The organism is Enterococcus sp. DIV2385 (genome assembly GCF_051711925.1).
GTDB lineage: Bacteria > Bacillota > Bacilli > Lactobacillales > Enterococcaceae > Enterococcus > Enterococcus faecalis.
In genome coordinates this window covers 2,785,949-2,800,089 of record NZ_JBIONV010000001.1, presented here as the reverse complement: position 1 = coordinate 2,800,089, position 14,141 = coordinate 2,785,949, and the positions used below count along the sequence as shown (strand labels likewise).

The 14,141-nt window shown below is 38.5% G+C and carries 17 protein-coding genes; 15 read left to right on the top strand and 2 right to left on the bottom strand.

What is annotated here, in order from left to right; all coding sequences use genetic code 11:
• Positions 1–522 precede the first annotated feature (522 nt).
• The 5 genes from rpmH (at position 523) to IGM04_RS13450 (ending at position 3,735) form a co-directional block, all read left to right on the top strand.
• Entirely contained in the window at positions 523–657 is a 135-nt protein-coding gene (gene rpmH, locus IGM04_RS13470) for a 50S ribosomal protein L34 (RefSeq protein ID WP_002356012.1), read from the top strand.
• Positions 658–860: 203 nt separating this feature from the next.
• A complete protein-coding gene (gene rnpA / locus IGM04_RS13465; RefSeq protein WP_002356011.1) occupies positions 861–1,217 on the top strand; it encodes a ribonuclease P protein component in 357 nt (118 codons plus the stop codon).
• A complete protein-coding gene (locus tag IGM04_RS13460) occupies positions 1,217–2,044 on the top strand; it encodes a YidC/Oxa1 family membrane protein insertase (protein ID WP_002356010.1) in 828 nt (275 codons plus the stop codon). The genes rnpA and IGM04_RS13460 overlap by 1 nt, the downstream gene beginning before the upstream one ends.
• Before the next feature lie 14 nt (positions 2,045–2,058).
• Positions 2,059–2,835 (top strand): RNA-binding cell elongation regulator Jag/EloR, encoded by a 777-nt coding sequence (gene jag / locus IGM04_RS13455; RefSeq protein ID WP_016615888.1) that lies wholly within the window; start codon positions 2,059–2,061, stop codon positions 2,833–2,835.
• 177 nt (positions 2,836–3,012) lie between these two features.
• The gene (locus tag IGM04_RS13450) at positions 3,013–3,735 is read left to right on the top strand and encodes a response regulator transcription factor (RefSeq protein WP_002363545.1); all 723 of its coding nucleotides are present in this window, start codon (positions 3,013–3,015) and stop codon (positions 3,733–3,735) included.
• Positions 3,736–3,778: 43 nt separating this feature from the next.
• Here the strand turns inward: IGM04_RS13450 and IGM04_RS13445 are convergent, their stop codons facing one another.
• Positions 3,779–4,474, bottom strand: coding sequence for a GntR family transcriptional regulator (locus IGM04_RS13445; protein WP_002356006.1), 696 nt, complete (start codon positions 4,472–4,474; stop codon positions 3,779–3,781).
• A gap of 133 nt (positions 4,475–4,607) precedes the next feature.
• Positions 4,608–6,005, bottom strand: a complete 1,398-nt coding sequence (locus IGM04_RS13440) for a CitMHS family transporter (RefSeq protein WP_002356005.1) — start codon at positions 6,003–6,005, stop codon at positions 4,608–4,610.
• A 403-nt stretch (positions 6,006–6,408) separates the two neighbouring features.
• On the opposite strand from IGM04_RS13440, the gene IGM04_RS13435 reads away from it, so the two are divergent.
• The 10 genes from IGM04_RS13435 to IGM04_RS13390 are packed head-to-tail and all read left to right on the top strand — an operon-like array spanning position 6,409 to position 14,125.
• Positions 6,409–6,771, top strand: coding sequence for a hypothetical protein (locus IGM04_RS13435; protein ID WP_002356004.1), 363 nt, complete (start codon positions 6,409–6,411; stop codon positions 6,769–6,771).
• Positions 6,755–7,156, top strand: a complete 402-nt coding sequence (locus IGM04_RS13430; RefSeq protein ID WP_086317557.1) for an acetyl-CoA carboxylase biotin carboxyl carrier protein subunit — start codon at positions 6,755–6,757, stop codon at positions 7,154–7,156. The genes IGM04_RS13435 and IGM04_RS13430 overlap by 17 nt, the downstream gene beginning before the upstream one ends.
• 29 nt (positions 7,157–7,185) lie before the next feature.
• Entirely contained in the window at positions 7,186–8,301 is a 1,116-nt protein-coding gene (locus IGM04_RS13425; RefSeq protein ID WP_002383526.1) for a sodium ion-translocating decarboxylase subunit beta, read from the top strand.
• 21 nt (positions 8,302–8,322) lie between these two features.
• Entirely contained in the window at positions 8,323–8,457 is a 135-nt protein-coding gene (locus IGM04_RS13420) for an OadG-related small transporter subunit (protein ID WP_002356001.1), read from the top strand.
• A gap of 32 nt (positions 8,458–8,489) precedes the next feature.
• On the top strand, positions 8,490–9,482 hold the full coding sequence (gene citC, locus IGM04_RS13415; RefSeq protein WP_002359207.1) for a [citrate (pro-3S)-lyase] ligase: 993 nt from the start codon (positions 8,490–8,492) through the stop codon (positions 9,480–9,482).
• Between the two features lie 5 nt (positions 9,483–9,487).
• Positions 9,488–9,796: a citrate lyase acyl carrier protein gene (citD, locus tag IGM04_RS13410; protein ID WP_002355999.1), complete on the top strand. Its 309-nt coding sequence runs from the start codon at positions 9,488–9,490 to the stop codon at positions 9,794–9,796.
• Positions 9,784–10,671, top strand: coding sequence for a citrate (pro-3S)-lyase subunit beta (gene citE / locus IGM04_RS13405; RefSeq protein ID WP_002355998.1), 888 nt, complete (start codon positions 9,784–9,786; stop codon positions 10,669–10,671). The genes citD and citE overlap by 13 nt, the downstream gene beginning before the upstream one ends.
• A gap of 2 nt (positions 10,672–10,673) precedes the next feature.
• A complete protein-coding gene (citF, locus tag IGM04_RS13400; RefSeq protein WP_086317556.1) occupies positions 10,674–12,206 on the top strand; it encodes a citrate lyase subunit alpha in 1,533 nt (510 codons plus the stop codon).
• Positions 12,199–12,735, top strand: a complete 537-nt coding sequence (gene citX / locus IGM04_RS13395) for a citrate lyase holo-[acyl-carrier protein] synthase (RefSeq protein ID WP_002386428.1) — start codon at positions 12,199–12,201, stop codon at positions 12,733–12,735. The genes citF and citX overlap by 8 nt, the downstream gene beginning before the upstream one ends.
• Positions 12,728–14,125: an oxaloacetate decarboxylase subunit alpha gene (locus IGM04_RS13390; protein WP_002359205.1), complete on the top strand. Its 1,398-nt coding sequence runs from the start codon at positions 12,728–12,730 to the stop codon at positions 14,123–14,125. The genes citX and IGM04_RS13390 overlap by 8 nt, the downstream gene beginning before the upstream one ends.
• Positions 14,126–14,141: the final 16 nt, after the last annotated feature.

The following is a 14,141-nucleotide window of genomic DNA, read 5'->3' as shown; positions in this document are numbered from 1 at the left end:
ACAGTGACCTCCTATATGTTTAAATTTTGGTTATCTAAAAAATGTGGATAACTTAAAAGAATGAGCATAGTCGATTTTAGCATTTTTTTAAAACTTTTTCCACAAGCAATTGTTCAATGTGGAAAAAAAGTACACAAGGGTGAAAAAAGTTTTCCACAGGGTGTCGACACTTGCGGAAGAAAGTGGTTGTTGAATGAGTTATCCACAAAAAGTTGAGAATAATTAAGCTTGACACAATCATGTTTCAAGAACTTATCAACAGCTAAAAAAACATCTGTGCAAAACTTTTTAACAGGCTGTTTTTTTGTGTAAAACTAGTGGAAAAATGGCTGTGAACAGAAAAAAATGTGGAAAACTATCCACAAGCTACTCACAGGAAAATTTAATTTGTGGATAATTGAAACGAATCTTTCTCAGGAAATATTTCTTAAATTTTATTGACAAAAGACCCTATTACTCGTTATACTATCAAAGTATGTCTATATATTGATGGATAGTTACAATTTCAGGAGGTGTAATTGCATGAAAAGAACGTATCAACCAAACAAACGTAAACGCCAAAAAGTTCACGGATTCCGTAAACGTATGAGCACTAAAAATGGCCGTCGCGTATTAGCAAGCCGTCGTCGTAAAGGTAGAAAAGTTATTTCTGCTTAATGATGGTCTGGTCTTTTAAACAGTCAATTTCTAAGAACCCTTAGTTATCTCCATAATTTTTTGGAAGATGTGAAGATAACTAAGGGTTCTTTTTCTGTTTTCAATAAAAGAAAGCAGGATTCTATAGAAAAGGCTACTAAAAAAGAGCGGAAATATGCTATTATTATTAAGAAGTAAAAAAATATAGAAACAAAGGGATGCCGATGAAAAAGTCCTACCGTGTCAAGAAAGAAAAAGAATTTCAACAGGTGTTTAATAAAAAACAATCTTGTGCAAATCGTCGTTTCGTGGTGTACGTTTTAGAGAAACCACAACAAGCCCATTTTCGAGTGGGGATTTCTGTTGGGAAGAAAATTGGAAACGCGGTCACAAGAAATGCTGTGAAGCGGAAAATCCGCGCGAGTTTATTTCAATTAAAAGACCGTATCTCTCCAGAAATTGATTTTATCGTGATTGCACGTCCAGGATTGGAAAAGTTATCGTCTGAAGAAGTGAAAGCTAATTTAACACATGTGTTAAATTTAGCTAAAATATTAGATGTAAGAGAGGGAATTGAGTAGTGAAGAAGTATAAGCGCTTATTATTAATGGCTGGGTTAGTGACCTTAGTCTTTGTTTTATCCGCCTGCGGAACCGCGCCCGTAAGTGAAAGTAGTACAGGAATTTGGGATCGATACATTGTTTATTATTTTGCCCAAGCGATTAAGTTCCTATCATTAGGCGGCAGTGTCGGAATTGGGATTATCCTATTTACGTTAGTCATCCGGATTATTTTATTGCCGTTGATGCATTTCCAAACGAAGAGTATGCGTAAAACACAAGAGTTGCAACCGCAATTAAAGGCCTTGCAACAAAAATATTCTTCAAAAGATCCTGAAACACAACGCTTATTCCGAGAAGAACAGCAACGTTTGTATGCAGAGAATAATGTGAATCCTTACATTGGCTGTTTACCATTGTTGGTTCAACTACCAATCATGATGGCTTTGTATCAAGCCATTTCACGCGTGCCTGAGTTAAAAGAAGGAACGTTCTTGTGGTTAAGCCTCGATAAGCCGGATCCGTATTTAATTTTACCGATTTTAGCGGCTGTCTTTACGTTTGCTAGTACGTATCTTTCAAGTATGAGCCAACTAGAAACAAATGCCTCACTAAAAATTATGAATTACGTTATGCCAGCGATGATCTTCTTTATGGGGATTTCATTAGCCAGCAGTTTATCTCTTTACTGGGTGGTCTCAAATGCCTTCCAAACAGGGCAAACATTGTTATTAAACAATCCATTCAAAATCCGTAAAGAGCGGGAGGAAGCAGCACGTCAAGCCAAAGCACGGGAGCGAGCGCTTGAACGAGCAAAAAGTCCTAAGAAAAAAGGGAAGAAAAAATAAAGGAGGTCGTTCAGATGCCGATTTATGAAGGAAATACAATCGAAGAAGCAACGCAGAAAGGCTTACAAGCACTTGGTTTAACCAAAGAGGATGTTACAATTGATGTGTTAGACGAAGGAAAAAAAGGATTTTTAGGTCTAGGAAAAAAACTTGCCCAAATTTCAATGGAACCAACGATTAGTGAGCAAGTCACAGAAGCGGTCGAAGAAACAGTGGAAGATATTGTTGTTGCCGATGAAGCAACAGCAGTGGAAGAAGCAGTTGAGGAATTAACCGAAGCAATTCCTAGTCTCTCAGAGGAATCAACACATTCTTTAGAAAATCTGGAAGACGAAGCTGCTATTACTGAATTAGCGATGTATTTAACGAATATTTCAAATGAACTGAACGCCCCTGCCATGGTTCGCATAGCGCGCGAGAATGGCAATATTATCTTCCATTTAGAAACAGAAAAACAAGGTATCTTAATTGGAAAACACGGAAAAGTGTTAAATGCGTTACAGTATTTAGCGCAAGTCTTTATTCACCGCATTGCAAGCAATAAGCTATCGATTATTGTGAATGTCGGAAATTATCGTGAAAAACGTCATGAAATTTTGGAACGTTTAGCGAAACGCACCGCGGAAAAAGCCAAACGCACTGGGCGGCCAGTCTTCTTGGAACCAATGCCGGCTTTTGAAAGAAAACAAATCCATCACACGCTAAGTAAAGATGAGCAAATCAAAACCCATTCTGAAGGGGATGAACCTTATCGGTATTTAGTGGTTGAACCAGTTAAGAAGTATTTTTAAACAAACAAAGAAACGTTGGCAACTCTCAGCAGGGACTGAATAGTTGCCAACGTTTCTTTGTTAAATGATTTTTTAGCCGTCTCCGTTTCTTTTTTTATGTTATGATAATCAGTAATTACTCCAGTAGTAAATTCAAATGAAAAAGTTTTGTAAAGAGACGTAGGGGGAGCAACAGGTATGCGTACGGAGAAAATACTGGTTGTAGATGATGATGCAGCAGTTCGTCGCTTGATTTGGAAAGCATTACAATCAACAGGTATTCTTATTTACCAAAGTGAATCAATTGAAAAAACAAAAGATATTGTGTCCAGAGTTACCTTTGATTTGTTCATTTTAGATGATAACTTGGAACATGACAGCGATGGTTACTACTTAGTCCAAATGATTAGAGAGAAATATCCACTAGTGCCAATTATCTTTTTTAGTAGCAAAAAAGAAGAAGAGGATATCATTGCAGCCTTGGAAATGGGCGTGGATAGTTATATAACGAAACCTTTTTCCTTGAATGTTTTTAAGGCTCAGGTGATTGCTTCGTTGAATCGAGCTCGAATGATTCGAAAACAATTGAATGTTTATAAAAAAGAAGAGCTACAGGTAGGCGATTTCCGTTTTGATTATGGTCGTTATCAACTATTTAAAAAGGATTTACCTATTTCATTGTCTTCGAAAGAAGTTCAATTAATTCAATTTTTTCTGGAGAATCCCGAGCAAGTATTCTCTAAAGAACAAATTTACAGCAGTGTTTGGGGTACTGGGGATGTCGATGCGAATACGATTATGGTTTTTATTAATCGTTTACGAAGTAAATTAGAAGAAAACCCGAAAGAACCTTGTTACCTTCGGACCGTTTGGGGCATTGGTTATACCTTTACGCCAGATGGTTGCGTACAAAAAAAATGAAAAAAGGCCCGCAGTTGCACGAGCGACTGCGGGTCTTTTTTGATTATTCAATTTGTCGACGTTCCATTTCTTTCAAAATAAATTGAAGCGAACGATTTAGATGTTCATGGGTTAAAAGTGTGATCTGGTCAATATTCTTTGTTTTCATTCCGCGGAAAATTAACCAATGTTCTTCTAGGGCAATACTACGACGTTCTGAGGCACGAATCGCAATATCTCTGAAATAGATTAAGTAAGCATGGAGATCAGTCACAATTTTTTTTAAACGTAGCATCTGACTCTTAGTATAAATAAAGGAATTAAAATCTGAAAAGTTCTGTAGTAAGTCATCTACTTGGTTATTTTTATTGTATTGTTCTCCTTCGAGAAGTAAGGCTTCCAATTCATCAAAATCTTCTGGTGTCATGAGTTCCATGGCTTTAATGGTTGCTAAAGTGTCCAAAGATTTACGAATATCATAAATTTCATAAGCATCTTTCATACTAATCCCTTTAACCACGATACCCACCATAGGTATATGTTCCACCAATTGTTCTTTGACCAATTCTTGTAAAGCAAAGCGAATGGGCGTCCGACTAATGTTTAATTGCTCGGAAAATTCTTTTTCGTTAATCCGTTCACCCGCAGGAATATCCCCTAAAATAATGGTTTTTTTAAAGGCTTCGTAGGTACAAATTTTTAGAGGTTTACTGCTGGTTAAATCTAAGTTCCGTTTTACTGCTTCAACCGTTGGATTCATATGAGGCACCTCCCTATAGATTATTTTTATAGATAATAAATATAATATTAAAAATGAAAATATAACGCAAGAAAAGACAAAATGAAAAGAAAACCGAGGAGAAAAGGCACTCCTACGGTTTCAGCGACGACGTTTAATTTTGTGGAATAAATAAAGGCATGTGACCTAAAGCAACAATTGTAACAACGAAAATAACGAAAATTCCTAAGGCATATTTTGCCGATTCTTTTTGCCATTGGCCCATATCTAAACCAGTTAAACGTAATAGCAAGTAAATAAATGCCACTAATGGACTTAATAAGTGGAACGCTTGCCCCATTAAGGAAGCTAAAGCCATAGACATATTGTCAAATCCATAAGAACGTCCAGCTTCTGCTAGGACTGGTAAGACACCGAAATAGAAACCGTCGTTTGAAATAAAGAATGTTCCTGGTGCTGAAATGAACGCAATCACTAAGCCCCAAGCGCCGGCTAATTGTTTTGGAATAATATTAACAAAGCTATTTGCTAAGGCATTGGCCATACCAGAACCTTGGAATAAGCCCATGAAGACGCCAGCAGCAAAAACTAAGATAACTACTTGCACAGCATCACCAGCATTTGCACTGATACGGCTGCTTTGATCTTTTAATTTTGGATAGTTAATCATTAAAGCGATACAAGTACCAACTAGGAATAATAATAACGGTGGCATTTCAATCCACGAAGGCAAACCTAATTGACCAACGAATGAACTTAGGACTAACCAACCGATTAAGACAATCGTTAAAATACCATTGAACGCAAAATTCTTTGGACGACGAATTTCTAATAACTCAGGATCATTAACAATAGTCATTTCTTCCAATTCTTTATCAGTAAGCGTTGTCACGCCTAAGCGAGCACGTTCTTTTTTCCCCATGCGATAAGCAACAAAGAAGATAACATACAATACAGATAAAATCATACCAGGTGCTAAATAAGAAAGAATGTCGGCATCAACTTCTAGTACGGCCATGGCACGAGCTGTTGGACCGCCCCAAGGTAATAAGTTCATAATGGTGTTTTGTAAGATAACAAGCACACCTAAATTCATCAATTTCATATTAAGTTTTTTGTAGATGGGAATAAACGCAGAACAGCAAATCAAGGTCGTAGTTGTTCCATCTCCGTTTAAGGAAACAGCAGCAGCAACTACCGCAGTAGCCATCAAGACTTTCATTGGATCGCCTTTAGCAAAGTAAATCATTTTTTTAGTGATTGGGTCAAACAAACCAGCATCCAACATAATAGAGAAGTAAAGAATGGCAAATAATAACATAATACCAGTTTTTGAAGTAGTTGAAATCCCATCTAAGACGAAATTCCCAATGTTGACTTCAGGGACAACACCGTCAGCACCAGGTGGCGGACTCGCTACTCCAGTTGCAATTGCAATCAAAGTAAAAATAAGAGGAATAATTACTAAAGATGTAAACGGTGACAATTTCTTTTTCATGATTACATACATAAAGATGATAATCATACCATAAGCTAAAATAGTGAGTAACATGTTTTTCTTCCTTTCTTTTTTAGAACTTTTTTGTAAGCGTTAACAACCGGTGTTAATAAAAAAGAATAGCCATGAGAAATGTTTCACAGTATTCTGGTTTACAACAAAAAATATTTTTTGTGTTTGTCTATAGTGTGAGAATATACAAACTTTCGCAGAGAATAAATAGCCTAAAACAAAAAGAACATCAAAAAAACAATTCAACAATCAAATTCTTATTAATAACTTAATATAATATTAATAGAATCTTAACGTCTAATAAATGCTTATATACCAATGTTTACAGAGTTTTTTTCACAAAATAAACAATAAAAGAACAATCTGAGCTAGTGTTTTCACTAGGTTTTTTAACGGTTTTTTCTATAATGAACGTATACCAAGAATTAGTGAAAGGAGAGACAATATGGGCCTATTTAAGTCCTTATTCAAGAAAGAGCAACACACGCAGGATACCGAGATTAATGAAAGCGTTATCCAACGTGAAGCGGATAACTTGGAAAAGCGATGGATAGATATACCAGCATATATTCCTGCTGAGCCAAAAGAATATCAATTGGTAAGTATTGTGGCCACTGCCATCGCAGCAGGAGAGTTTCCAGAAAGTCGTTTTGTTATCAAAAAAATCGCAAAACGAAATCCAGAAGCAAAAGAAGTTGCCATTATTGCAGCCAGTATAGCTGCAGAGCTTTCAGAAGAGTCTCAGCTAGTTGTCAAAAGAATTTCAAAACAAAACCTTGAGGAGGATCATTATGTTACGCAAATTTAAAATTTCAATTGATGGGAAAGAATATTTAGTCGAGATGGAAGAAATCGGTGGCGTCCCACAACCAGCACCTGTTGCGCCACAACCAACAGCGCCAGTTGCTACGACAGAAACACTAGCCCCTGCTGTTGAAGAAACCCCAGCGCCAGCAGCACAGCCAGCCGCCCCAGCAGGAGCAGATGCAATGCCTGCGCCAATGCCAGGAACTGTGTTAAAAGTATTAGTCAATGTTGGTGATACGGTGTCCGAGAACCAACCATTGTTAATTTTAGAAGCAATGAAGATGGAAAATGAAATCGTTGCAGGAAAAGCAGGTACGGTAACAGGAATTCATGTTACCCAAGGCCAAATTGTGAATCCAGGGGAACCATTAATAACAATTAACTAGAATTAATTTAAGAAGAGGAAGTGATTTGTGTGGAGACACTGATTCAAGGTGTTATAGGAATGGGCCAAGAACCAGGACGCATTGTGATGATGCTGATTGGTGGACTATTAATGTATTTAGGAATAAAAAAAGAGTATGAACCAACACTTTTAGTGCCGATGGGTTTAGGAACGATTTTAGTGAACTTTCCTAATTCCGGCGTATTGAGCGCTGGCGGCGAGCCAGGTCCGTTTAATGTTCTTTTTGATTTTGGAATAAAAACAGAATTATTCCCGTTATTATTATTTATTGGGATTGGGGCAATGATTGATTTCGGGCCATTGTTACAAAATCCGTTTATGTTGATGTTTGGTGCCGCTGCACAGTTTGGGATTTTCTTTACAGTTATTATGGCTGTTTTATTAGGTTTTGATTTAAACGATGCTGCTTCGATTGGGATTATTGGTGCCGCTGATGGTCCAACGTCTATTTTCGTAGCAAATACCTTACATTCAAAATACATGGGGGCCATAATGGTTGCCGCTTACTCCTACATGGCGTTAGTTCCGATTATTCAACCAGTAGCGATTAAAGCAGTGACGACGAAAGCCGAACGTCGTATCCGTATGACTTATCGGGCCGGTGAAGTTTCTCAAACAGCAAAAATTCTTTTCCCGGTTGTTATTACGATTGTCGCAGGGTTAATTGCGCCGGTGTCATTACCATTAGTTGGTTTCTTAATGTTTGGGAACTTATTAAGAGAATGTGGCGTTTTGGACCGCTTATCCATTACAGCTCAAAATGAATTGGTAAATATTATTAGTATCTTGCTAGGACTATCTATTTCCGTTAGCATGAACTATGCAGAGTTCTTAAAAGTCGATACGTTGATGGTTATTGGCTTAGGGTTAGTCGCCTTTATTATGGACTCAGTCGGCGGCGTGCTTTTTGCTAAATTCTTGAATTTATTTAGAAAAGAAAAAATCAATCCAATGATTGGTGCTGCGGGTATTTCCGCTTTCCCAATGTCTAGTCGGGTCATTCAAAAAATGGCTACAGATGAAGACCCACAAAACTTTATTTTAATGCATGCTGCTGGTGCCAACGTTTCAGGACAAATCGCTTCTGTAATTGCTGGCGGCTTACTATTAGCCTTTTTAACATAGGACAGAAAGGAGAACGAATACATGTCTGTTAACATGGAAGATTTAAAAATTGCTTTTGAACTGTTAGGTTTTGGTTGGGGCGGCGTTTTCGTTGTTTTATTTATCATTTATCTAGCATCTAAATTACTAACAAAATTATTTCCAATTAAAAAATAAAGGAGGTTATTGCTGTGAGCAGCGTATATACAATGAAAAGAATCTGGTTGCAAAAAGATAAAAAAGCTTATCAAGCTTGGCGCGAATTAATGGAAAAAGCCGAATTGCAAACGACAGAAGCACTTGATTACACCGTTGGCATATATGATGACACAGCATTAATCGCCTCTGGCTCGCTTTCAGGCAAAACGATTAAGTGCGTGGCCGTTTGTAAAAAATATCAATCTGAAAATTTGTTAACCCAATTGGTGGTTCATCTACTTGAAAAACTGAGAGAAGAAAACCAATTACACAGTTTTTTGTATACAAAACCAAAAAATGAACAAATTTTTCAGTCGCTAGGCTTTCAAAAAGTGGTTGCGAATCAAGAGGTGCTATTTATGGAGCAAGGCAAACCAGATTTTGCCGATTATCTTGATTACCTGACACAGCATAAAAAAGCAGGGCCAGCCAGTAGCATTGTCATGAATGCAAATCCTTTTACGAAAGGCCATCAGTACTTAGTCGAAAAAGCAGCCAAAGAAAGTCCGCACGTTTATGTGTTTGTTTTATCTGAAGATAAATCGCTGTTTTCAAAAGAAGCACGTTTCGCAATGGTGCAAAAAGGGGTCGCCCATTTACCCAATGTGACAGTCCTATCTACAGAAGATTACTTAGTTTCGTCTGCGACTTTTCCTACCTATTTTTTGAAAGAAAAAGCGCCATTAGAGGTAGCTGCAATTCAAGCAACGCTTGATGCAACGTTATTTAAAGAAAGAATTGCGCCAATACTTGAAATTCAGCAACGTTATGTGGGAGAAGAGCCTTATTCAGAAGTGACCGATGTCTACAATCAAGCAATGCAACAAGTTTTCGGACAAACGATAACGCTAACCATTGTCCCGCGATTAGCGAGTGATGGAGAGCTGATTAGTGCGACGAAAGTTCGCAAAGCGATGGCTGAAGGCGACAAAGAGACACTCAAGAAGTTTTTACCAGCAACAAGTTATCAATACTTAGTAGAACACAAGAAACTAATGAGGTGAAGAAAGTGAAGATTATCAAAAATGCTACTGCAGGGACAGTAGAATCAAGTGATATTATGATTACCGTCCAACCCATTGAATCAACAGAAAATACCATTGAATTAGAAAGTAGTGTCGAAAAACAATTTGGCAATCAAATTCGTCAGGTGATTACGACAACTTTGGAACATTTAGATGTCCAAGGCGTTGCGGTCAAGGCGATTGATAAAGGGGCATTAGATTGTACAATCAAAGCTCGGATGATTACAGTTTTACATCGAGGCGCTGAAAAAGAAACGTATGATTGGAAGGAGTTGGACTCATGGAACGTTTAAGAAGAACAATGATGTTTGTCCCTGGAGCGAACGCGGCAATGCTAAGAGATGCACCTTTGTATGGGGCAGATTCAATCATGTTTGATTTAGAAGATGCAGTTTCATTAAAAGAAAAAGACTCTGCCCGTGTTTTAGTCCATTCTGCTTTGAAAACTTTCGATTATGGCAATATTGAAATTGTTGTTCGGATCAATGCTTTAGATGCCGGTGGCGCAGAAGATATTGAAGCAATGGTCTTAGCTGGTGTCGATGTGATTCGTTTACCAAAAACAGAAACAGCCCAAGATATCATTGATGTCGAGGCAGTCATTACAGAAGTAGAACAGCAAAATGACATTCCCGTAGGAACAACGAAAATGATGGCTGCTATCGAATCGGCTGAAGGTGTTCTAAATGCGCCCGCGATTGCCAAAAGTTCAACTCGCTTGATTGGCATCGCGTTAGGCGCCGAAGACTATGTTACCAATATGAAAACACGGCGCCATCCAGATGGCCAAGAACTATTCTTTGCTCGTAGCATGATTTTACATGCCGCTCGAGCAGCTGGGATTGCAGCTATTGATACGGTCTATTCAGATGTAGACAATACGGAAGGCTTTGAAGCCGAAGTTCGTTTGATTAAACAGCTAGGTTTCGATGGGAAATCGGTGATTAACCCTCGTCAAATCCCATTAGTTAATACTATTTATGCGCCAACAGAAAAAGAAATCCAGAATGCTAAGGAAGTAATCTGGGGCATTCGGGAAGCCGAAGCAAAAGGTTCCGGTGTTATCTCCGTAAATGGAAAAATGGTTGATAAACCAATTGTTGAACGAGCTGAACGGGTCATTGCGTTAGCATTGGCGGCTAAATTAATTACCGAGGAGGAAATATAGACATGGTAGTAAATAAAGTAGGCAAAGACATTCCTCAATCTTATGCAGAGCAATACGGCATTTATGAAGGAGAATTAGCACACATTGATGCTTATCAAGAAGCGAGCCGAGCAATTAAACCAGTGAAACCTCGGGAGACAAAACTTTTAGGAAGTATTCGTGAAGCAATTGAAAAAACAGGTTTAAAAGATGGCATGACCATCTCTTTCCATCACCATTTCCGTGAAGGAGACTATGTGATGAATTTAGTTTTAGCCGAGATTGCCGCCATGGGGCTGAAAAACATTTCGATTGCACCTAGTTCAATTGCAAATGTTCATGAACCTTTGATCGAACACATTAAAAATGGAGTAGTCACCAACATTACTTCTTCAGGTTTGAGAGATAAAGTAGGCGCCGCTATTTCAGCAGGTATCATGGAAAATCCTGTGGTGATTCGTTCACATGGTGGCCGGGCACGGGCAGTAGCAGCAGGCGATATCCATATTGATGTAGCTTTCTTAGGTGCACCAAGTTCAGACGCTTATGGAAATGCGAATGGAACCAAAGGAAAAGCCACCTGTGGTTCTCTTGGATATGCGATGGTCGATGCAAAATATGCGGATCAAGTGGTCATCATTACTGACACATTAGTACCATATCCTAATACCCCTATTAGTATTCCACAAACAGATGTTGATTATGTGGTAGAAATTGATGCAATTGGTGATCCAGATGGAATTGCCAAAGGCGCGACACGTTTTACAAAGAATCCTAAAGAATTATTGATTGCTGAATATGCCGCAAAAATAATTACACATTCTCCTTACTACAAAGAAGGCTTCTCATTCCAAACAGGAACAGGTGGCTCTTCACTAGCAGTTACGCGGTTCATGAGAGAACAAATGCTTAAAGATGGCATTAAAGCAAGTTTCGCTTTAGGCGGAATTACGAATGCAATGGTGGAACTTTTGGAAGAAGGCTTAGTAGAAAAAATTATTGACGTCCAAGACTTTGATCATCCATCAGCTATTTCTTTAGGGGAAAATGCCAATCATTATGAAATTGATGCCAATATGTATGCTTCACCGCTTAGCAAAGGGGCGGTTATTAATCAATTAGACACAGCTATTTTATCTGCTTTAGAAGTGGACACAGATTTTAATGTAAATGTCATTACTGGTTCAGATGGTGTCATCCGTGGTGCTTCTGGCGGACATTCCGATACAAGTATGGCTTGTAAAATGAGTCTAGTGATTGCACCAATTGTTCGTGGACGGATCCCAACAATCGTTGAGCAAGTAAATACAGTCGTTACACCAGGTACGAGTGTCGATGTCGTAGTAACGGAAGTCGGCATTGCAATCAATCCAAAAAGAACAGACTTAATTGATTGTTTTAAAACCTTAGATGTTCCTCAGTTTACGTTAGAAGAGTTGAAAGACAAAGCCTACAACATTGTTGGCACCCCGGAACCAATTAAATATGGAGACAAAGTTGTTGCGTTAATTGAATACCGAGATGGTAGTCTAATTGATGTGGTACGCAATGTTTAATGGGGAAAAAGTAACACTTTTAGAGATGTTGGATGCTCGCGAACAAAGAGCTGCCACACAGAAGGAGTTGTTAGAAACAGCACCAGAAGCTAGCCTCTTATCTGCCACAATGAATATTCCTGGAGAAGTAAAAAATTCGCCCACCTTAACGGCTGTTTTTTTAGAAGTAATTGACGAAGTCGAGCAACAATTGCTGGATCAAGTACCGATTGTTAATTTTTACCGGAATGAAAAGACAGGGCCTGAATATTATTTGGCGGTTTCGTTAGCCCCACAAGAATTAAAACAAAGAATGGTCAAAATTGAAGAAACACATCCTTATGGTCGTTTAGTGGACCTAGATGTTTTATGGGGAAATGAGGAACTAAAAAGCCTTCATCGAGGAGATTTAGGCTTGCCACCACGGCGCTGTTTTATGTGCCAAGAAGAGGCGAAAGTCTGTGGACGAAATCGACGTCACAGTCTTGAAGCAATGCAAGAAAAAATAACAGAAATAATTTTGACACGAAAGGAGCAGCCAAGTGAGTAAAAAAATTCGTTTTACAGAAACGGTGCTACGGGATGGACAACAAAGTTTAATTGCAACACGGATGCCAACCTCAGATATGCTGCCGATTATTAAAACAATGGACGAGGCAGGATTTCATGCATTAGAAATGTGGGGCGGGGCAACGTTTGATTCCTGTGTCCGCTATTTAAACGAGGATCCTTGGGAACGTCTTCGCCAAATTCGCAAAGAAGTTAAAAATACCAAACTTCAAATGTTATTACGAGGACAAAATTTACTAGGATATCGTCATTACGCTGATGATGTGGTGCGGGCCTTTGTCGAAAAATCAGTTGAAAATGGGATTGATATTATTCGTATTTTCGATGCCTTGAATGATGTCCGTAATTTACAAACAGCAATTCAAACAACAAAAGAAGCTGGCGGACACTGTCAAGCAGCGATTTCTTATACCACGAGTGAAATTCATACCATCGATTACTTTGTAAAATTAGCCAAAGAATTAAGTCAAACAGGAGCGGATTCCATTTGTATTAAGGATATGGCAGGCGTTTTGACGCCACAAACTGGTTTTGAATTAGTGAGCAAAATGAAAGATGCCATTGATTTACCTTTAGAGGTGCATACGCATGCGACTAGTGGTATTTCTGAGATGACCTATTTAAAAGTTGCTGAAGCAGGTGCGGATATCATCGATACAGCTATCTCTTCTTTCGCTGGCGGTACGAGTCAACCAGCCACAGAATCTGTAGCCATTGCGTTAGAAGATTTAGGCTTTGAAACAGGTTTAAATATGGAAAAAGTAACAGAGATTGCTGACTATTTCAATCCGATTCGTGATCGCTTTAGAAGTGAAGGCATTTTAAACCCTAAAGTTAAAGATACGGAACCGAAAACCTTGATTTATCAAGTGCCTGGTGGTATGTTATCAAACTTATTAAGTCAATTAACGGAGCAAGGTTTACAAGACAAATATGAAGAAGTTTTAGCTGAAGTACCTAAAGTAAGAGCGGATTTAGGGTACCCACCACTAGTTACGCCGCTTTCACAAATGGTTGGAACACAAGCCTTAATGAATGTGATTTCTGGGGAAAGATATTCCTTAATACCGAATGAAATCAAAGATTATGTGCGCGGAGAATATGGCAAATCACCAGCACCTATCGCAGAAGAGATTAAGCAAAAAATCATTGGGGATGAAGAGGTAATCACTTGTCGACCAGCGGATTTATTGAAACCAGAGTTGCATAGTTTAGAAAATGAAATCCAACAATATGCAAAATCTGAAGAGGATGTCCTATTATATGCGATGTTCCCACAACAAGGAAAAGACTTTTTAGGACGTCGCGAAGATCCTTTTTACGATGTACCGTTACAGAAAGTGACAGTCAAACTTGACTTGCCAGAATAGAACGGGCAAGTGCTCC

Coding starts and splice junctions, on each gene's coding strand:
- citE (WP_002355998.1), top strand. CDS start 9,784: ATGGAACGTTTAAGAAGAACAATGATGTTTGTCCCTGGAGCGAACGCG.
- rnpA (WP_002356011.1), top strand. CDS start 861: ATGAAAAAGTCCTACCGTGTCAAGAAAGAAAAAGAATTTCAACAGGTG.
- IGM04_RS13435 (WP_002356004.1), top strand. CDS start 6,409: ATGGGCCTATTTAAGTCCTTATTCAAGAAAGAGCAACACACGCAGGAT.
- IGM04_RS13450 (WP_002363545.1), top strand. CDS start 3,013: ATGCGTACGGAGAAAATACTGGTTGTAGATGATGATGCAGCAGTTCGT.
- jag (WP_016615888.1), top strand. CDS start 2,059: ATGCCGATTTATGAAGGAAATACAATCGAAGAAGCAACGCAGAAAGGC.
- citX (WP_002386428.1), top strand. CDS start 12,199: ATGTTTAATGGGGAAAAAGTAACACTTTTAGAGATGTTGGATGCTCGC.
- citC (WP_002359207.1), top strand. CDS start 8,490: ATGAAAAGAATCTGGTTGCAAAAAGATAAAAAAGCTTATCAAGCTTGG.
- rpmH (WP_002356012.1), top strand. CDS start 523: ATGAAAAGAACGTATCAACCAAACAAACGTAAACGCCAAAAAGTTCAC.
- IGM04_RS13440 (WP_002356005.1), bottom strand. CDS start 6,005: ATGTTACTCACTATTTTAGCTTATGGTATGATTATCATCTTTATGTAT.
- IGM04_RS13430 (WP_086317557.1), top strand. CDS start 6,755: ATGTTACGCAAATTTAAAATTTCAATTGATGGGAAAGAATATTTAGTC.
- citF (WP_086317556.1), top strand. CDS start 10,674: ATGGTAGTAAATAAAGTAGGCAAAGACATTCCTCAATCTTATGCAGAG.
- IGM04_RS13420 (WP_002356001.1), top strand. CDS start 8,323: ATGTCTGTTAACATGGAAGATTTAAAAATTGCTTTTGAACTGTTAGGT.
- IGM04_RS13445 (WP_002356006.1), bottom strand. CDS start 4,474: ATGAATCCAACGGTTGAAGCAGTAAAACGGAACTTAGATTTAACCAGC.